At 68.6% G+C, this 18,522-nt stretch carries 20 protein-coding genes; 4 read left to right on the top strand and 16 right to left on the bottom strand.

The window, feature by feature from the left end:
• Positions 1 to 11 precede the first annotated feature (11 nt).
• The 8 genes from NCO8_RS32665 to NCO8_RS28860 all read right to left on the bottom strand — a co-directional run bounded on the left by NCO8_RS32665 (position 12) and on the right by NCO8_RS28860 (position 8,023).
• The gene (locus tag NCO8_RS32665) at positions 12 to 1,040 is read right to left on the bottom strand and encodes a hypothetical protein (protein WP_067644540.1); all 1,029 of its coding nucleotides are present in this window, start codon (positions 1,038 to 1,040) and stop codon (positions 12 to 14) included.
• Positions 929 to 2,746 (bottom strand): sensor histidine kinase, encoded by a 1,818-nt coding sequence (locus NCO8_RS32670; protein ID WP_245655544.1) that lies wholly within the window; start codon positions 2,744 to 2,746, stop codon positions 929 to 931. The genes NCO8_RS32665 and NCO8_RS32670 overlap by 112 nt, the downstream gene beginning before the upstream one ends.
• A gap of 342 nt (positions 2,747 to 3,088) precedes the next feature.
• Entirely contained in the window at positions 3,089 to 3,304 is a 216-nt protein-coding gene (locus NCO8_RS28835; protein WP_067644544.1) for a hypothetical protein, read from the bottom strand.
• Entirely contained in the window at positions 3,305 to 4,330 is a 1,026-nt protein-coding gene (locus NCO8_RS28840; protein WP_067644546.1) for a hypothetical protein, read from the bottom strand.
• Between the two features lie 47 nt (positions 4,331 to 4,377).
• The gene (locus NCO8_RS28845; protein WP_067498513.1) at positions 4,378 to 4,875 is read right to left on the bottom strand and encodes a hypothetical protein; all 498 of its coding nucleotides are present in this window, start codon (positions 4,873 to 4,875) and stop codon (positions 4,378 to 4,380) included.
• Positions 4,876 to 4,898: 23 nt separating this feature from the next.
• Complete coding sequence (locus NCO8_RS28850) at positions 4,899 to 5,663, bottom strand: alpha/beta hydrolase (protein ID WP_067644549.1); 765 nt, start codon at positions 5,661 to 5,663, stop codon at positions 4,899 to 4,901.
• A complete protein-coding gene (locus NCO8_RS28855) occupies positions 5,663 to 7,105 on the bottom strand; it encodes a TerD family protein (protein WP_167353351.1) in 1,443 nt (480 codons plus the stop codon). Before NCO8_RS28855 ends, NCO8_RS28850 begins: the two co-directional genes overlap by 1 nt.
• A 51-nt stretch (positions 7,106 to 7,156) precedes the next feature.
• Positions 7,157 to 8,023, bottom strand: a complete 867-nt coding sequence (locus NCO8_RS28860; RefSeq protein ID WP_067644562.1) for an NAD(P)-dependent oxidoreductase — start codon at positions 8,021 to 8,023, stop codon at positions 7,157 to 7,159.
• 64 nt (positions 8,024 to 8,087) lie between these two features.
• Between NCO8_RS28860 and NCO8_RS28865 the strand changes: the two genes are divergently transcribed.
• Complete coding sequence (locus NCO8_RS28865) at positions 8,088 to 8,474, top strand: MerR family transcriptional regulator (RefSeq protein WP_210740878.1); 387 nt, start codon at positions 8,088 to 8,090, stop codon at positions 8,472 to 8,474.
• A gap of 171 nt (positions 8,475 to 8,645) precedes the next feature.
• Here the strand turns inward: NCO8_RS28865 and pheT are convergent, their stop codons facing one another.
• Together pheT and pheS are read right to left on the bottom strand one after the other, a co-directional pair.
• On the bottom strand, positions 8,646 to 11,147 hold the full coding sequence (pheT, locus tag NCO8_RS28870) for a phenylalanine--tRNA ligase subunit beta (protein ID WP_067644564.1): 2,502 nt from the start codon (positions 11,145 to 11,147) through the stop codon (positions 8,646 to 8,648).
• 15 nt (positions 11,148 to 11,162) lie between these two features.
• Complete coding sequence (gene pheS, locus NCO8_RS28875) at positions 11,163 to 12,239, bottom strand: phenylalanine--tRNA ligase subunit alpha (RefSeq protein WP_067498526.1); 1,077 nt, start codon at positions 12,237 to 12,239, stop codon at positions 11,163 to 11,165.
• A gap of 294 nt (positions 12,240 to 12,533) precedes the next feature.
• Here pheS and NCO8_RS31710 point away from each other — a divergent pair, with 294 nt between their 5' ends.
• The gene (locus NCO8_RS31710) at positions 12,534 to 12,713 is read left to right on the top strand and encodes a hypothetical protein (protein WP_157105158.1); all 180 of its coding nucleotides are present in this window, start codon (positions 12,534 to 12,536) and stop codon (positions 12,711 to 12,713) included.
• Positions 12,714 to 12,766: 53 nt separating this feature from the next.
• Here NCO8_RS31710 and NCO8_RS32205 read toward each other — a convergent pair whose 3' ends face one another.
• Together NCO8_RS32205 and NCO8_RS28885 are read right to left on the bottom strand one after the other, a co-directional pair.
• A complete protein-coding gene (locus NCO8_RS32205) occupies positions 12,767 to 13,213 on the bottom strand; it encodes a Uma2 family endonuclease (protein ID WP_281201993.1) in 447 nt (148 codons plus the stop codon).
• 184 nt (positions 13,214 to 13,397) lie between these two features.
• Positions 13,398 to 14,828, bottom strand: a complete 1,431-nt coding sequence (locus tag NCO8_RS28885) for an MFS transporter (RefSeq protein ID WP_067644567.1) — start codon at positions 14,826 to 14,828, stop codon at positions 13,398 to 13,400.
• A gap of 101 nt (positions 14,829 to 14,929) precedes the next feature.
• Here NCO8_RS28885 and NCO8_RS28890 point away from each other — a divergent pair, with 101 nt between their 5' ends.
• A complete protein-coding gene (locus tag NCO8_RS28890) occupies positions 14,930 to 15,505 on the top strand; it encodes a TetR/AcrR family transcriptional regulator (RefSeq protein ID WP_067644570.1) in 576 nt (191 codons plus the stop codon).
• 4 nt (positions 15,506 to 15,509) lie between these two features.
• On the opposite strand, the gene NCO8_RS28895 is transcribed toward NCO8_RS28890, so the two are convergent.
• The 4 genes from NCO8_RS28895 to infC form a co-directional block, all read right to left on the bottom strand.
• Positions 15,510 to 16,307 (bottom strand): TrmH family RNA methyltransferase, encoded by a 798-nt coding sequence (locus NCO8_RS28895; protein ID WP_067644845.1) that lies wholly within the window; start codon positions 16,305 to 16,307, stop codon positions 15,510 to 15,512.
• A gap of 35 nt (positions 16,308 to 16,342) precedes the next feature.
• Positions 16,343 to 16,729, bottom strand: a complete 387-nt coding sequence (rplT, locus tag NCO8_RS28900; RefSeq protein ID WP_067498536.1) for a 50S ribosomal protein L20 — start codon at positions 16,727 to 16,729, stop codon at positions 16,343 to 16,345.
• 108 nt (positions 16,730 to 16,837) lie between these two features.
• Positions 16,838 to 17,035: a 50S ribosomal protein L35 gene (rpmI, locus tag NCO8_RS28905; RefSeq protein WP_067498539.1), complete on the bottom strand. Its 198-nt coding sequence runs from the start codon at positions 17,033 to 17,035 to the stop codon at positions 16,838 to 16,840.
• A 31-nt stretch (positions 17,036 to 17,066) separates the two neighbouring features.
• A complete protein-coding gene (gene infC, locus NCO8_RS28910; RefSeq protein WP_174550374.1) occupies positions 17,067 to 17,777 on the bottom strand; it encodes a translation initiation factor IF-3 in 711 nt (236 codons plus the stop codon).
• Between the two features lie 331 nt (positions 17,778 to 18,108).
• On the opposite strand from infC, the gene NCO8_RS28915 reads away from it, so the two are divergent.
• The gene (locus tag NCO8_RS28915) at positions 18,109 to 18,450 is read left to right on the top strand and encodes a DUF1844 domain-containing protein (protein ID WP_067498543.1); all 342 of its coding nucleotides are present in this window, start codon (positions 18,109 to 18,111) and stop codon (positions 18,448 to 18,450) included.
• The last annotated feature ends 72 nt before the right edge of the window (positions 18,451 to 18,522 follow it).

Here is an 18,522-nt window from a genome sequence, read left to right on the forward strand (position 1 = left end):
GCTCCTTGCTGTCAGCGGATCGGGTGGTCTTCGCTTGTTCCGCTACCGCTTTCGTGACCGGTGCGGAACGCGGCGAGCATGCTGCGGGTCTGGTCTGGAGTACGTTCGGTGACCGGCGGGCGGTCGCGCAGCGGGGCTTCGCGGCGGGGACGGTCCGAAGGTGTGGCGCGTTTGGTGCGCTTCACCATGCCGTTGCGGGTACGTTCGACCGACGCCTGACCAGGAACGTCGAGGTCACCGCCCACCCCCTCGCCCCGAGTGCCGCGCGGTTCTTGCGACAGGTTCAAACCGCTCCGGGCGGTCGCGCCTGTGCCGGTGAGGAATTGAATGTAGGGCGAGGGGACGGCAGGGGAACCCTGGTCGGCGCCGGGCGGTTCGGCGGGAAGAACGACGGGCTGCTGAGCCGCGTGGTGGCCGTTCAGCGGATCGACTCGTAGTTGTCGGCCATCATGCTGATCGAAGTTCGGCGGCGAGCCGTTCGGCGTCGGCATCGGCGTCGGCATCGGCATCGGCATCGAAATATGGGCACCCTGCTGGTCGAGGTCCGGCACACGGGCACCGTTCCGGCCCGACTCCGACCGCCGGCCACCCTGCTCGTCGAGGTCCGGCACACGGGCATCGTTCCGTCCTGGTTCGGGGTGACGGTCGTCGGGGCGACCGGCCCCCTCCCGGTCGGACGCGTTGTGGCGGGCGCCGCGTCGGGGGGGTTCCGGCACGCGGTCGACTCCGCTCGCCGCCAGCTGTCCTCGGCTGTGCCGCGCATCGTCGGGCGAGCCGTTGACGTCGTCATGGCTACCCGTGGACTGTCGCCCCATTCGGGCACCGCCGGAATCCCCACGCCCGGAGGAGCTTTCGTCCACGATCAGGCTCGACGGCAGCAACAGCCGGGCGACGATGCCGCTCACCGGTGAGGTGTTGAGTTCCACGTCTATACCGAGACGGCCGGCGAGGCGGCCGACCACGTAGTGGCCGAGGTAGCGGGTGGAGGCGACGATGAAGTCCTGCTCGCCGCGTAGGCGGGCATTGGCCTCGGCGAGCACATGCCGACGCCGTGGTCGACCACCGCGAGCAAGTACCCGCCGGCCACCTTGCGCCCGTAGATCTCCACTTCGAGGTCGGGTGGGGAGAACGCCAGACCGTTCTCGATGAGCTCGGCCAGAGCGTGCGCGAGTTCGCTGACCACCGCACCGGTGATCGCGACCTCGTCGACGCGACGCAGCACCACCCGCCGGTAGTCGTCGACCTCCGAGAGCCCGGCGCGGATGACGTCGGTGAGCGCGATCGGTTCGGCCCACCGGCGCGGGCTCGCCTCGCCGACCAGGACGAGCAGGCTTTCGGCATTGCGACGCATGCGGGTGGCGAGGTGGTCGAGTTCGAACAGGTTGGACAGGGTTTTCGGGTCGAGTTCCTCGCGTTCGAACTCGCTGATGAGGCCGAGCTGTCTGCGCACCAGATTCTGATTGCGCCGGGCCAGGTTCGCCATCGACTCGGTGGTGTTGCGTCGCACCAGCGCCTGTTCGGAGGCGAGGTCGAAGGCGGTGCTCTGCACGCGGTCCAAAGCGCCTGCGACAGCACCGATCTCGACACTCGAGCCCGGTGGGGTGCGGACGGGCGCGGGTGGGTCGGGGCGGGCGTCGGCGGAGCCGCGCCATGCGGCGATCACTTCGGGCAATCGGGTGGAAGCCACGTCGTCGGCCTCGGCCGCGAGCTCGGCCAGGGGTCGCACGATGGCCCGGACACTCGCGAACACCAGCGCGACCTCGGCGGCGATCGCCAGCAATGCGGCAAGCGCGAAGGCGGCCAGCACGATGGCCGCGGTGCGGCGCAGGTCGGCGGCGCGGGCCCGCACATCGTCGCCGACTGCCTGCTGCACGGTGCGCTGTGCGTCGATCACCTCGGTCATCTGCGACCACCACACCGCCGGGTCGACCGGAACGGTCAACGGTCCGGCGGTGGACGCGATCGCGATGTTCTCCGATTCCGCTGCCCGCATGGCACTTTCACCGCCCATGACGGCGGCGAGTCGGTCGCGCTGCGCCGGAGTCGCCTCGCGGTCGAACTGGGTGAGCGCGGCGGTGCGGGCCGCGCGGATGTCGAGGAATTGCACGTACTCCCCCGCCACGAACTCCCCCGCCGCGAACACACCGTTGAGGAAGCCACGTTCGCGGGCGGTGAACTCCTTGGCGTCACCCAGGGCGTAGAGGGCTTGCATGCCGTGGCGCACGGCGGGGTCGCGGGCTTGATCTAGGCCGAGGGCGAGCCGGTTGAGCGCGTCGATGCTGTCGGAATAGAACTGGAACGCGGCCTGTCGGGAAACGGTCCTTGTGTCGATCTGCGACCGGACGCCGGGCAGACCGCCGAGATGACCGAGCGCCGAGCGCACCTCCCCCGCGCCGGGTGGGTCGGTGGTCAGCGCGGCGCTCAGGATGCGCAGCGCCGCGTCGGTGGCGGGACGCTGGTCCCCGACCGCCTGCACCAGCCGCGCGTCACCGCCGAGCAAACCGTTGCTGAGCCCGCGTTCGCGCTGCACCTGGTGCACCAGATCCTGTGCGGCCAGGGCAACCGCGACCGCGTCCACGGTTTCCCCGCTGCGCCGGAACGCGGTGATCTGGGTCGACATCGTCACTCCGAGCAGCACGAGCACGAGCACCAGCGACACCGCGAGAATCCGGGCGAGCTGCCCGGAAATGGTGCGCGGCCGGATCAGCCCGCCACCCGCGGCCCGCCGACGGGAATGTGAACGCACCACCTGCTCCTCTGAAACACCACACGCGGTATTTCGCGGCGGCCCACCGAAAGTCAGGTGTCAACTTGCACTGCCACGGGTGCACGGTCAATCCGGGACAGCGTAAGAACGGGATTCGTGCATTGATCTCAACATGCCGGAAATGAACGGGGCTCTCTGTGTCGGAAAGCTCACCGCTCCCACCGTAATTCGGTGACGGATTCGTTCGATGTCCGACTTGTTTCGCACAGTTTCCGCTGTGACGCCACCCACATTTGCCGAGCCATAAAGCCGAGAAGACTTGCGGTGAACCGGATACGAACGATAACCGTCCACTGCGATAATTCGGGCAATTCGCCGAAATTACCGCAACGCCGCCGCGGCCACATCCTTCTGCGCGAGCTTCGGACTCGCCCGGTGCCGGTAGTGGTCGACCGCGATCAGGACGGCACCCCGCTGAACCGAGATCGAGGTGGCAGCGGTGTCCTCACCCGAGTCGACCCTCGCCAAGGCACCGAAACCCGCATGCGGCTGGAAGGAACCTTCGCCCTCCGGCCCGCTTCGAGTGGGGATCGACACTCATTCCCCGGCGAGAATACCGAGGACCTGATCGGAGTAGTAGAAGGGTTCGAGGCGTTCGCGCAGGAGTTGGGCGAGGACTCCGTTGCGCTTGGCCGCTTCGATGACGGCGGGCCCGTAGCGCAGGATTTCGGTGCTGATGTCGTCGGCGTTCAGACCGAGTTCGGGAAGCATCGAGGACAGGGTGTGGTCGGCATAGCGGGTGTAGAACACCTCGACGCATTCGCGGACCAGCAGGCCGAAGTATTCCTTCTCCCTGGTGGTGACCGCGATTTCGTAGCAGATCTGGACCAGTTCGTTGAGGTCCTTCTGGGTGAGGTATTCGCGCAGGCCCGCCACCGGTTCGTCGGCGTGCAGGTCCCAGAATTCCATCGCCGCCGAGTGCACGGGGGCGTCGCGCAGCATGTCGCGGATGGCGTTGTTGGTGCGCTTGAGAGCGAACAGCGCGCCCTTGCCCGCGAGATCACCGACGAAGGTGCTGTCGGCGGCGACCTTCTTGGCGCGGTTGGCCGCGGACTGGCCGAGCGACATCAGCGAGGACACACCCGGAATCTTCTCGGCGCGTTCCCGATTGGCCTGCATGAAGTCGCCGATCAGCTTGTCGACGAAACGCGACGCGACGGTCGCCACGAGCGGGCTCTCGGTGAGCCGGTCCAGAATGCGTTCCTGGGCCTGGTGCATGCCGAAGATCTTCTCCAGCAGCGCTTCCACCGGCTCGCGGTCGACGACATCGCCGAGGGTGTAGTCGGTGTTGGTGGCGATGTGGTCGTAGATGGCGTCGGAGAACACCCCGACCGTGTCGGCGATGACCGGCGAACCGCCGATGCGGTCGAAGACCCGTGCCACCGTCTCCTCGCCGTCGGCCAGGGAGACCACATCACCGAACCGGATGGTGTCGCCGACGGCGAGTACGGCCGCCACGTCGCGGGCGATCACCTCGGCGAACCGTTCGCCGGTCACCTCGCCGAGCAGGTAGTCGACCTGCGCGTCGAGCAGTCGTTCGGCGATCTGGCGCGCCTGCGTCATGTATGTCCACCCAATCACGGTTGTCGCTCGGTTGGGAGGACGCGAGGTTAGGCGCCGGAATCGTTGTCCCGCATCGCCTTCCGGATCTGATCCAGACGCTCGCGCGCGGCCTTGCCCCGCGCCTCCCATTGTTCGTCGGCGCTGCGGCCCGCCGGGGTCTGCCGGTCGAGTTCACCCATGCCCTGGGCGGTGCCGAAACGCTGCTCGACCTTATCGCGAACCGCGTCGAATGTCGGCACTCCAGAAGTGGAATATCCGCCGGTCACAGCGTTCGCGGCGGGTCCGGAACCCCCGAACGGTACCGGCGGTACCGCATGACCATCTCCGACCTGCTCGGATGCCACAGGCTCCGCGTCGACGATCTCGGCCTCGGTGTCGAGCATCACAGGCGGGCCGACCTCGGCATGACCGGCCTCCACCTGAGCCAGCGCGGCGGCGACGGCGCCGAGCCCCGGTCTGCCCGACACCGCCGCGCGCAGCAGCGATACCAGCTCGGCGTCGGGCAGCGCGGCCAGCCGGCCGAGGATCTCGCTCGTTTCGCTCATACCGCCAGGCTACGCAGCCGAGCTCACCTGTCGAGGAACTCACTCCACTGCGCGATGAGCTGTGGCCAGCGCGGTCCGAGCGTGTCGATGACATCGTTGTGGCCCGCACCGGGAACCACGATCAACTGCTTGGGCTCGTTCGCGGCCGCATACAGGCGTTCGGCGTGGCGCAGCGGCAGTAGTTCGTCGTGTTCGCCGTGCATCATCAGCACCGGCACCCGCAGCGCGGAAATGCGGCGCAGGTTCGGGTAGGCGTCGGGAACCAGCGGTGCGGGCAGGAACGGATAGACCGAGCGGGCGGCGTCACGCATACCGCTGAAGGTCGACATCAGGACCATGCCCGCGGGCGGGTGCTCGCCCGCCAGCTCGAGCAACACCCCACCACCGAGCGATTTGCCCAGGTAGACGACCCGTGCGGGGTCGACCTCCGGCTGCTCGAGCAGGGCGGTGCGCGCCGCACGCGCGTCCAGGTAGGTGCCGTGCTCGCCGGGGGCGCCGCTGCTGTGCCCGAAACCTCGGTAATCGAAGGCGAGCACGTCGAAACCGGCGGCGACCAGCAGCGCGATGATCGACACCCGGTCACCGATGGTCCCGGCGTTGCCGTGGGCGTAGAGGATGTGGGCGCGCGGGCGTTCGGCACGCACGAACCAGCCGTGCAGATCGATGCCGTCGGCGGTGCGCATGTGCAGATCGCGGTAGTCCAGGCCGAGCGCGGCCGGGGTCTGCGCGAGGTGCCGCTCGGGGTGATAGACCAGTGCGTTGAGCACCCTGGTCGCCGGATGCCGCATCACTTACCGCGTCCCGCTTGAAAACCGAAGTCCCAGTTGTAGAGTCGCGCGATCTCCATCACGCCGCCACCCGGCTGCCCGGCGGGCGGCCGGACGAAGACACCTTCGCGGCGCACCACGAGTTCACCGTTGACGTTCTCGAGCACCGCGAGCACGGCGTCGCGGGAGTTGTCGGTGCACCCGTCGAGTGTCATCTCGATCGGCGCCGAATTCACCGGGTGCAGGGTGACGGTGGCGTGGACGTTGCGGAAATCGCTTGCCCCGTCGTAGATCGAGGCGAACACGAGGATGCGGCGGAAGAACCGGGTGTAGTCGAGATTGATCGACAGGTTCTCGCCGGTGATGCTCGCGCCGGTGCGGTCGTCCTGGTCGAGGTGGATGAACGGCGGTTCGTAGAGCGCGCCGAAACGCCGATCCAGCGCCCGCACGGACCCGATCGCGCCGTTGACCAATTCGAAGAAGCAGCACAGGTCGAGATCGATGTTCTTGCCGCGCAGTTTGCCGAAGATGCGGCCGGTGGCGGCCATCGAGGTCCAATTGAGATTCACCCGCATCACACCGCCGGTGGCGCCGTGCTTGGTGAGCGAGACGCTCGGGGATTCCTTGGTGAGGGAGACTTTCGCGAGGTTCACCGGCGGGCCGGATGGTGTTGCGGGAGCGGGGAATTGAGCGGCCGGATGCGGCGCGGCGAACGGCTGGCCCGGATGCGGTTGACCGGATGGCGCGGAGAACGGCTGGCCATGCGGAACCGGATTCTGCTGACCGGGCGGCGTGGCGAATGGTTGAACCGGCGGCGGAACAGCGGGCTGCGCCGGCGGGACAGGTCGAGATGGGCTCTGTGGGGGAATGTATGGCTGGGTCGGCACCACCGCTGACTGCGGATGGGGTGCGGGGCTCGGGGGCGGAGTGAAGGGCTGGTCGACCGGGGCATCGTCGACGGTGATTCCGAAATCCGTTGCGAGCCCGGCCAGTCCGGTGTCGTACCCCTGGCCCACCGCACGGAACTTCCACGCACCCTGGCGGCGGTACAACTCGCCGAGGACGAACGCGGTCTCGGTGGTGGCGCCGGTGCTGTCGAATCGGGCGACCTCCCCACCGGTCGCCGCGTCGAGCACCCGGATGCAGAGGTCGCGGAACTGGCCGAAGGTGCCGCCGTCGGCGGAGGCGGCCAGCACGATCTTCTCGATCTGCGGTTCCACCTGCGCCAACCGCACCGACAGAGTGTCGACAACCGTCGGGCCCTGGCGTTTCCCGGCGTGGCGCACCGCCCCGGAGGGGTGCACCGCCTGGTTGTAGAACACGAAATCGTCGTCGGAGCGCACCTTCGTCCCGGCGAGCAGCAGGGCGGACGCGTCCGCGTCGGGCACCCCCGGCCCCGCCTGCCAACTCACTTCGACCCGGACCTCGGCGGCGGGCACCACGACATTGGCGCCTTTCATCATCGACACGCTGCCAACCTATCCCGCCCCGCCACCGGCCCACCACCGATCCGGCTACGGCTTGGCGAACTCGGTGATGAGCACCGGGTACTGCTCGGCCCCGTGACCGGCGGCGATCGCCCTTTCGGCCATCGCCTTCAACAGTTTCGGCAGCTCCGCGTTCACCCCGAGCGCTTCGCACTCCTCGACGAGGTGTGTCATCGACGCGGCATCGGTCGACAGGGCCGCGACCTCGGCGGGATAGGCGCCGTTGTCGACCTGTTCGGCGTATCCGGGCAGCCAGGTTGCCACGCCGGTGGCGATCTGCGCGGCGAACGGCGCGAAGGTGCGTGCGTCGACACCGGCGGTCCGCAGCATCGCGGTGCCCTGCAACCAGGCGTTGAGCACGCTCCACATCATGGCCAGCCCGGCGCCGTCGTAGAGGGCGGCCAGACCGTGATCGGCGCCGAGATGGGTGACGGTGCCCAGTGCCGCGAGTACCGGCGCGGCCGCATCGAAGTCGGCCTGCGCGCCGCTGTGCAGGAGGACGGCGTCGGCGGTCCCGATCACCGTCGGAACGGCCATGATCGCGCCGTCGAGATACCGGGCGCCACGCTGCTCGGCCCAGCGGGCCGCCGCCCTGGCCTGGGCGGAGTCGCCGGAGGTGAGGTTGACGACGATGGTTCCGGCCAGGTCGGCCTGCTCGAGCACCGCGTAGACGGCCGGGTAGTCGGTCAGGCAGACCACGATCAGCCGTCCGGCGTGCACGGCATCGGCGACGGTGTCGGCGTGCCGGGCGCCGCCTGCGACCAGCTCGTCGGCGGCGGAAGGGGTGCGGTTCCAGACGGTGGTCGGGTGCCCGGCGGAGAGGAAGGCACGGGCGAGTGCCCGGCCCATCCGGCCCAGGCCGAGAACGGCGACAGGAGTGGTTGTTTCGGTCATGGCACCATCGTCAACGTTGATACCGGTGTGAAGGTCAAGTGAGGATGTCGTGCGGATCGGCGAATTGAGCAGACGAACCGGCGTGCACACGCACCAGCTGCGCTACTACGAGGCCCAGGGGCTGCTCGAGGCGAACCGCCGCTCGAACAGTTATCGCGATTACGACGAGAGCGCAGTCCTGCGGGTGACCCAGATCAGGCACCTGCTCGCCGCGGGCCTCTCCTCGGCCGACATCGCCTACCTCCTGCCGTGCGCCCACGGCGAGGTACCGGACCTGCCGGGCTGCCCGGAATTGATCGGGGCGATGCGGTCACGACTCACGCGCATCGAGGAACAGATGGCCGCACTCGCCCGCTCCCGCGACGCCCTCACCACCTATATCGGCGCAGCGGAAGAGATGGGCGGTGAACACTACCCGCCCTTGACGGGAACCGAGGCGCTGCGATCCTGAACCACTCGGGTCCGGCTGATGCGACGGCCAGCAGTCGCGCCGTGCGACCGTCGCCGCGCGCACAGCCCCGCCCAGGGCCGGGCCAACGCGACGATCCGTCAGCGGGTTGACGCTGCCCGAAGCCGACTGAGGCCGCCCGGATACCGGACGGCCTCAGCTTCAGCTGGAATCTCAGGCGCGCAGTTCGGCGCCGACCGCTGCCGTGGCCGAGGCGACGGCAGCATCGCGCGCCGCGCTCGCCTCGTCCTCGGTGAGGGTGCGGTCGGGAGCGCGGAAGCGCAGGGCGTAGGTGAGGGATTTGCGGCCCTCCCCTGCCTGGGTGCCCTCGTAGACGTCGAACAGGGCGATGTCTTCGAGCAGGTCACCACCGCCGGTGCGCAGGGCGGTCTCCACCTGGGCGGCGGGGACGGCCTTCTCGACGCTGATCGACACGTCCTGCAGCACGGCGGGGAACGCCGAAACCGTTGGAGCGGGACGGGATTCGACCAGCGGGAGCGCGTCGAGGTCGAGTTCCAGCGCACAGGTGCGCGGGGGAAGACCGGCGCGTTCCAGGACGGCGGGGTGCAGTTCGCCCGCGTGGCCGACGACCACGCCGTCCACCAGCAGTTCGGCGCAGCGGCCGGGATGCCACGGCAGGTAGGCGGCGGCGCGGCGCTCGATCACCACACCTGCGGCGTCGGCCACCTCGTCGACCAGCGCGAACGCGTCAGCAGCCTCGGCCGGACGACCCGGCCCCCACGGTCCGCGCGGATCGCGCTTACCGCTCAGCACCGCCGCGACGTGTACCGGCTGGGCGGGCAGCGAGGCGTTCAGCTCGGCGATCTGCTCGTCGGTCGGCCGGCGATCCACCGGCAGCGCCTCCACCGCACGGGTCTGCGCACCCGGCAGGACCACCTGGGCGATGCCGTAGATGGTGAGGTCGCGTGCACCGCGAGAGATATTGCGGGCAGCCACTTCCAGCAGTCCGGGCAGCAGCGTTGTCGCCAGTTCCGGACGCTCGGCGTCGAGCGGGTTCAGCACGCGCGTGGTGTTGCGGCGCGGATCGTCGGCATCCAGCCCCCACACGTCGAACACGCCACCCGGCAGGAATACCGGCGCGGGCACTTCGACGGCACCGGCGAACGCCAGCGCCCGGCTCACCGCACGTCGACGCTTCTGCTGCGCGGTCAGGCCGCGACCGGCGGGCGCCGACGGCAGCACCGACGGGATCTGCTCGAGCCCCTCGAGCCGCAGCACCTCTTCGACCAGGTCGGCGGGCTGGGACAGATCGGGACGCCAGCTCGGCGGAGTCACCAGCAGCTGGGTCTTGCCCGCGTCGTTGACCTCGATGTCGACGTGCGCGCCGATCTGGGCCAGCCTGCGCACGGCGGTGCCCGCCGGGTAGGTGACGCCCGCGACGCGGTCGGGCAGGTCGATGTCCATCGCGATCGGCGCCGCCGCTTCCAGCGGCACCCGGATGTCGGTGAGCGTGGATTCGATGGTGCCACCGGTGATTTCGGCGAGCAGGGTGGCGGCGCGATCGAGGGCGACGATATTGATCTCGGGATCGACGACCCGCTCGTAGCGCTTGGCTGCCTCCGAGGACAGCTTGTGCCTGCGCGCGGTCCGGTAGACGCGCAACGGGTTCCAGGTGGCGGCCTCGAGGATCACGTCGGTGGTGTCGGCGCCGACCTCGGTGCTGGCCCCACCCATCACGCCGGCCAGCGAGATGACACCGGAATCGTCGGCGATCACCACGTCCTCGGCATCGAGGGTGCGCTCGGTGTCGTCGAGGGTGCGCAGGGTCTCGCCCTTGTGCGCGGAGCGAACGACCAAGCCGCCGTTGAGTTTCGCGGCATCGAAGGCGTGCAGCGGCTGCCCCAGTTCGAGCATCACGTAGTTGGTGACGTCGACGGCCGGGGAGATCGGGCGCATGCCTGCCAGCATCAGCCTGCGCTGCAACCACAGCGGGCTCACCGCGTTCGGGTTCACCCCGGTGACGCGTCGGGCCCCGAAGCGGGTGCACTCGGAGTCGGCTTCCAGCCGCACCGGCCAGGCCTCGGACTCGCCGTCGGGCAGCGTGCGCACGGCGGGGTCGGCGTATTCGAGATCGAAACCGCAGGCCAGCTCGCGGGCCAGACCGCGCACCGAGAAGCAGTAGCCGCGGTCCGGGGTGATGTTGAGTTCGATGATCGTGTCGTCGGTGCCGAGCAGTACGTTGGCGTCGTCACCGGGCTGCGCGGAACCCGGCTCGAGCACCAGGATGCCGTCGTGATCCTTGCCGATGCCCAGCTCGGCGACCGAACAGATCATGCCGTTGGAGGTGTGGCCGTAGGTCTTGCGGGAGGAGATCTTGAACCCACCGGGCAGCTCACCACCCGGCAACACGACGACGACGAGGTCGCCGACCGCGAAATTGCGGGCGCCACAGACGATTTCCTGCAACTCCGGGTTGCCGACATCGACCTTGCAGAAGCGGATCGGCTTCTTGAACTCGGTGAGTTCGGTGATCTCGGCGACGCGGCCGACCACCAGCGGCTTGTCGATGTCACCGCCGATCGGGGTGAGCTTGTCGACCTCTTCGACCTCGAGGCCGACCCGGACGAAGCCCGCGTCGAGTTCCTCGGCCGACACCGACCACTCGGGGGTGGTGCGCTGCAGGATCTCGGTCAGCCAGGACTGTGCTACTCGCACGTTTTCGCTCTCTCTCTACGACCGGATACCGAAGGGCAGGGTGAACCGCACGTCACCCTCGACGATGTCGCGCATGTCGGGAATCCCGTTGCGGAACTGCAGGGTTCGCTCCATGCCCATACCGAACGCGAATCCGGAATACACCTCGGGATCGATGCCGCTGGCGATGAGGACCTTCGGGTTGACCATGCCGCAGCCACCCCACTCGACCCAGCCCGCGCCGCCCTTCTTGTCCGGGAACCACACGTCGACCTCGGCCGAGGGTTCGGTGAAGGGGAAGTAGTTGGGGCGCATGCGGGTTCGGGTGTCGGGGCCGAACAGGGCGCGCGCGAAGGCGTCGAGCGTGCCACGCAGGTGGGCCATGGTCAGGCCCTTGTCGATGGCCAGACCCTCCACCTGGGAGAACACCGGGGTGTGGGTGGCGTCGAGCTCGTCGGTGCGGAAGGTGCGACCGGGGCACACGACGTAGATCGGCAGCTCACGTTCCAGCATCGAACGCACCTGCACCGGGGAGGTGTGGGTGCGCAGCACCTGGCGCGACCCCTCGGGGGCGATGTGGAAGGTGTCCTGCATGGTGCGCGCCGGGTGGTCGGGCAGGAAGTTCAGCGCGTCGAAGTTGAAGTGCTCGGTCTCGACCTCGGGGCCCTCGGCGACCTCCCAGCCCATGCCGACGAACACGTCGGCGATCTGCTCGGAGATGACCGTGATGGGATGCCGGGCACCGGCCGGACGGCGACGAGCGGGCAGGGTGACGTCGATCTTCTCGGCCACCAGCACGGCCTGATCGCGCTCTTCCAGCAGCGCCGCGCGGCGCGCCTCGAAGGCGTCGGAGACCCGCTTGCGCGCGATATTGACCCGCTTGCCCGCGTCGGCCTTCTCTTCCTTGGGCAGACGACCCAGCTCACGCTGCGCCAGCGCGATCGGCGACTTGCCGCCGATGTAGTCGGTCTTGGCGACCGCGAGCGCGTCCAGATCGGCCGCCGCGGCGAACGCCTTCTCGGCCTCCGCCGCCGCTGCCGCGAGTGCCTCCTCGGTCAGTTCGGCGCCCAACGGGCCTGCGCCCTGCTCGACTCCACTGTTGTCGTCGGCCACGATTGTTCGACTCTCCCCTGGGGATCGGTTCACGGGTGCGTCATTGCCTACCCGTATCGGTGCTGCATAAATCCTATGGGATGGGGTTCGCTCGGTTCATCCGGATTACCGGGGGGCACAGCGGGGACCTGCGTGGAGTCGCAATCAGGACTGACAAGTCCAGGTCAGACCGGTTTTCGGAGGGTTCTCACCAAGATCGACACCGAACCGCGATCCGAGGGAACCGAATCGTCCCCGGTTCCGTCCAACCGATCAAACACATCCGCCGTGTTCGACGCGAGACAGGACGAATCGATGCCTGAACAGACCCGCGATTCCACCCCACCCCAGGGTCGGCGCACGCGACGCACCGCGCCTGGCAGCGGCCTGGCACTGTGCGGCCTCGGCATCCGCCCCATCCGCCCCCGCCCGTTCCCGCGTGCGGGCGGACTGTGCCCCGAGGTCCACCCGCAAACCCCACCCGACCAGGATTAGGCACTCACCAGCCCATCGCTCCTTGCTGCGATCGATGGTGCGCGCGTACGGCTCTATCCGTAGAGCGGCAGGCAGGCTGTGTCGACGGCTGTCGACAGCGGCTCGGGGAGGACGAGGGGGTCACCGAACGTCCCCTCGACCGGATCGGGGTACACACCGGCGTCAGGATCGCGGTAGAGCGCCCAACGGCCGAACCGCGGGTCGACGACCAGAAGAGTGCGTACCCCTGCCGCGCCGTACCAGCCGTTCTTGCCGGTGATCTGGTGCGCTTTCTCCGACTTCGAGATCACCTCGACGGCGAGTTCCACGTCGGCGGGATCGGCGAGCCATTCGTCATCGGTGTCCCAGGAATCGGGCAGAACGACGAGGTCCGGTGTGCAGTAGTCGTCTGTATCGCCTGGCATCGCGATCGATGTCACCTCGTAGGCAGCGAGCCCCTTCGGGCATGACCGATTCGAGTTGGTGACGCAGTCGACGGATCGTGCCCGCGTGTTTTCCACACCCGGGCGGTGACATCACGAGCACCCCTCCCAGAATCTCGACCTGCAGGCCCGTCGCGCGTTCGATCGCCTCGGCAACTTCGCGAAGATTGCCGGGTCGGGGATGCATCGAGCGGACGATCATGCGGTCGCTCCATTCGTGCGGATTGCCGGCTAGACGATAGCCCCGACCCCCCACCGCAGGTCAGGCAGTCGGTCGGGTGTGCCGGGGCAGGAAGGCGGCGATGATCGCGGCGGCGGCGACCAGGGCGGCGCCTACCCAGACTGCGGGGATCAGGCCGTCGACGTAGGACTGGGGGTCGGTGTAGGAGCCGGCGGTGGCGAAGACCGAGGCGAGGACCGCGATGCCCATCGCGACGCCGACCTCGCGGACGGTGCTGTTGATGCCCGAGGCCATGCCCTGGTCGGCGGGTGAGGCGCTGGCCATGACGATGGTGGACGACGGGGCGAAGGTGAGGCCCATGCCGATGCCGCCGAGGACGAAGGGCGCGACGAAGGAGATGTAGGGGACGTCCGTGCTCGTGATCAGCGCCATCCAGGCCAGGGACACGGCAAGACAGACCTGGCCGGTGGCGATGAGGACGCGCGGGCCGACCCGGTCGACGACGAGTCCGGCCAGCGGGGCGACGACCATCGGAACCATCGTCCACGGCATCGTGCGGATACCGGACTCCAGCGGCGAGTACCCCTGCACCACCTGGAAGAACTGCGCGAGCAGGAAGATGGCACCGAACACACCGGCGGAGAACCCGAACGACACGAGGTAGGTCAGGCTCAGGCCACGGTTGGCGAACATGCGCAGCGGCAGCATCGGTTCGGCGGTGCGGTGCTCCCAGGCGACGAACGCGACCAACAGCGCGATACCACCGACCAGGGCGGTGAGCACCTGCGGAGCGGTCCAGCCGTCCTCGGCGCCGTGGATCACGCCCCACACCAGTGCGAGCACGCCAGCGGCGGACAGGACGAGACCGAGCAGGTCGAGTTTGCGTGCGGCACCGCGTGATTCGCTCAGCATGCGGGCGGCGAAAGGCAGCGCGAGCAGGCCGACGGGCACGTTGAGCCAGAAGATCCACTGCCAGTTCAGCCCATCGACGACGGCACCGCCGACCACCGGCCCGACAGCCACACCGAGCCCGGCCAGACCGCCCCAGATCCCGATCGCGGCGCTGCGCATCCGCTCGGGCACGGCCGCGGCGAGCAGTGTCAGCGACAACGGCATCACCGCGGCGCCACCGGCGCCCTGAATCGCGCGGGCGAAGATCAGCATCCACGGCTCGGTGGCCAGCGCGCAGGCAGCCGATGCGACGACGAACACCGCGATTCCCGCCAGGAACATCCGGCGGCGGCCGAGGCGATCGCCGAGCGCCGAGGCCGTGAGCAGCAGAGCCGCGAACGACAGTGTGTAGGCGTTGACGAACCATTGCAGGTCCGAAAGCGACGCTCCCAGTTCAGTTTTGATCACCGGCAGGGCGTTGGTCACCACGAGGTTGTCCAACGTGACCATGAACATCGGGATACCGACGGCGGCAACGACCGCACCGATCGGCTTGGCCTTCCCGCCGGATGACGGCGCGCCGGCGAGAACGGCATCGCCGGGATCGAGTGTCTGAGTCATGACCCACCCTTGTTGTAATCCACTGATAACTTGATTCCAATGGTTATGCATCCGCTGATAACATGTCAAGAGGAATCCGCGTACCGACCGGAGGCGAATGCATGAGCGAGACGACGAGAACCCGGATGACCGCGGCCGAGCGCAGCGCCCAGGTCCTCGCCGCCGCCGTCGGCGCCTTCGCCGAATCCGGGTACGCCGCAACGAAAACCGATGAGGTGGCCCGCCGTGCGGGGGTGTCGCAGCCGTATGTGATCCGACTCTTCGGCAGCAAACAGCACCTGTTCGTGGCGGTGTTGCAGCACGTGTGCGCACGCATCGAGGACGTGTTCCGCAGCGCCGAGATCGCGCCCGACGCCGACACCGCCGAAGCGCTGCGCAGCCTCGGGACGAACTTCGACGTATTCCTCTCCGAACGTCAGCTACCGCTCGTGCTGCTGCACGGCGTCGCCGCCAGCGCCGACCCGGAGATCGGCGATCACGTGCGCGAACACTTCGGCCGCATCTACCAGCTGATCGTCGACCGCACGGGCGCCGACGCCCTGCACGCCCGCCGCTTCCTCGCCACCGGCATGCTGCTCACCATCATGACCGCGATGCAGGTGGCAGGGCCCGACGCCATCGAACTCCCCTGGTCGAGGGCCGTCCTCGACGAACTGCAGTGCGCCGTGGAACTGTGAAGACCTACTTCGCGTGCTGGACGCGGGCGTTGGCGTAGAGGCAGATCGCCGCTGCCGCAGCCAGATTCAGGCTTTCGGCGCGGCCGTGGATGGGGATGCGGATGCGATGGTCGGCGCGGGCGGCGACGGCGGGGTCGAGGCCGTGGGCCTCGTTGCCGAAGAGCCAGGCGACCGGCCCGGTGAGGATGTCGTCGGCGTCGTCGAGGTCGACCTCACCGTGAGCGGTGGTCGCCAGCAGCGTGATTCCGGCCGAGGACAGCGCGTCGAGGGTGGCGTCGATACTGCGGCTGCGCGCGATCGGGACGTGGAACAGGCTGCCCGCGCTGGCGCGGACGCATTTGCCGTTGTGCGGGTCGACCGCGTCACCGGCGAGCACGACACCATCGGCGCCGACGGCGTCGGCAACCCGGATGAGGGTGCCCGCGTTGCCGGGTTCGGCGATCTCCACGGGCACGGCGAGCATGCGCGGTGCACCGTCGAGGATCTGGCCGAGCGGCACATCGAGCTGCTCGCACACGGCGACCAGGCCCGGCGCGGTGACGGTTTCGCCCAGGTGCTCGGCGGCGCGATCGCTCACCAGCGTGGTGCGCACACCGTCGGCGTCGGCACCGGCGATCAGCGCGACATCGCGTTTGGCCGCGGCGAGCGAGTAGAACAGCTCACGCACTCGGCCGGTCTCCAGCGCGGCGGTGACGGCATTGGCGCCTTCGGCCAGGAACAGGCCGGTCTTGCGGCGGTGCGCGGCGCGCTGGAGCTTGACAGCCGAAACGACCCGCGGGTTGCGCTCGGAGAGCGCGTCCACGGGTCGTTCCGACAGATCGTTGTGCGTCGTCAAGCTCAGGCAGCCGAGGCCGGGGCGTTGACGTCGGCGGGCAGCGCGGCCTTGGCGACAGCGACGAGACCGGCGAAGGCCTCGGCGTCGGAGACGGCGAGCTCGGCGAGGATCTTGCGGTCCACCTCGACACCAGCGGCCTTGAGGCCCTGGATGAAGCGGTTGTAGGTGATGTCGTTCAGACGCGCGGCGGCGTTGATACGAGCGATCCACAGCTTGCGGAAGTCACCCTTGCGAGCCTTGCGGTCGCGGTAGGCGTAGGTCAGCGAGTGGAGCTGCTGTTCCTTGGCCTTGCGGTACAGGCGCGAACGCTGGCCCCGGTAGCCCTTGGAGGCCTCGAGGATGGAACGGCGCTTCTTCTGAGCGTTGACAGCCCTTTTGACGCGTGCCACTTTTCAGTCCTTGATCATCTGGGGGGCGCGGCGGCGCCCGAATTCGGTAGTTGTCGGCGTCCGGTCATCCCGGCCGCGCAGTCGTCGGGGTGCGACGGTCTGCCTGGATCAGGCGAGACCGAGCAGCCGCTTCACGCGGGGGGCGTCGACGTCGGCAACGGACTCCGTGCCTTCCAGACGACGAGTCCGGCGGGAGGACTTGTGCTCCAGGAGGTGGCGACGGTTCGCCTGCTCGCGAAGCAGCTTGCCCCGGCCGGTCACCTTGAATCGCTTCTTGGCGCCGCTGTGGGTCTTGTTCTTCGGCATGGATTCCTCTATCTAGTCGGTGAAATCGGTGTTACTGCGGGTCGGCCTGCGCCTGCTCCGCGGGCGCGGCCTGCTCGGCGGCGGCCGGAGCGGTCGGCTGAGCCGGTGCCGGTGCGGTCGGTTCGGCCGGACGCGGGGCCGGTGCCGAGTCCTGCTGCGCCTTCACCCGCGTCTTCGCACCCTTGTGAGGGGCGAGGACCATGGTCATGTTGCGGCCGTCCTGCTTGGCCGAGGTCTCGACGAAGCCGAGTTCGGCGACGTCGGAGGCCAGCCGCTGCAGCAGCCGGAAGCCGAGTTCGGGGCGCGACTGCTCGCGACCGCGGAACATGATCGTGACCTTGACCTTCGACCCGGCTTCGAGGAAGCGAACGACGTTGCGCTTCTTGGTCTCGTAGTCGTGGTCGTCGATCTTCGGGCGGAGCTTCTGCTCCTTGATCACGGTCTGGACCTGGTTCTTGCGGGACTCGCGCGCTTTCTGCGCGGTCTCGTACTTGAACTTGCCGTAGTCCATGATCTTGCAGACCGGCGGACGGGCATCGGGTGCCACCTCGACCAGGTCGAGATCGGCTTCGAGCGCGACGCGAAGTGCATCTTCAACACGCACGATCCCAACTTGTTCGCCGCCGGGTCCGATGAGTCGAACCTCGGGAACTCGGATGCGATCGTTGATGCGGGTCTCAGTGCTGATGGGGCCTCCTAGGTCAAGCGGTGTCGTCTTAACGACCGCACGCAATAACTGCAACCCCTGATTCAACGCGAAAGCCCCGTTGCGGTATTTCTCCGCGACGGGGCCCGAGTCGACCGATCATCGGACACCACGCCCGAGGGCACGGTGTCGACCCTCGCGCGAACAACACGCGAGGAACCCGCCACAACGAGCGGGTGACCGGGACCGTTTGTCCAGTACGATTACTCGCCGGCAACGGTGGGAGTCGGGCTCCACTTATCTGCCCCAGGAAGTGCATGACACGACCAGGGGCGGTCGTCAGCGAAAAGTCTAGCATCGCATTCCGCTATCGCCGAATCGGCCCGGCGGCGGTGGCCCGCACGGGGCTGGCGATAGCCTGATCCCCATGACTGACGAGCTCGATCCTCCCGTGCGCGACCTGGCCGACATTCCCGCGGTCGAGGTGATCAGCCGGGCCGCTGTGATGCTGATGAGTTCGGCGGCGGAGAAGCTCGGCCTTGCCGAGGAGAACCCGAACACCGGCGCCAATGTCGACCTCGACGAGGCGCGCCGGGTCATCACCGCGCTGGCCGGCCTGGTCACCTCGTCGGTGGAGTACCTCGGGCCGCACGCCGGGCCGATCCGCGAGGGCCTGCAGGCGTTGCAACGCGCCTTCCGTGAGGCGTCGTCGGTGCCGGACGCGCCGGGTGCGGGCCCGGGCGAGAAGTACACCGGCCCGGTGCACTGAGCCCTGAAACGCGAAGATCCGCCGGCACCTGCGTGCCGGCGGATCTTTTTACGTCGTGAGCGCCGCTCAGAC

The sequence above is a fragment of the Nocardia coubleae NBRC 108252 genome, from assembly GCF_001612805.1.
In the GTDB taxonomy this organism is placed as follows: domain Bacteria; phylum Actinomycetota; class Actinomycetes; order Mycobacteriales; family Mycobacteriaceae; genus Nocardia; species Nocardia coubleae.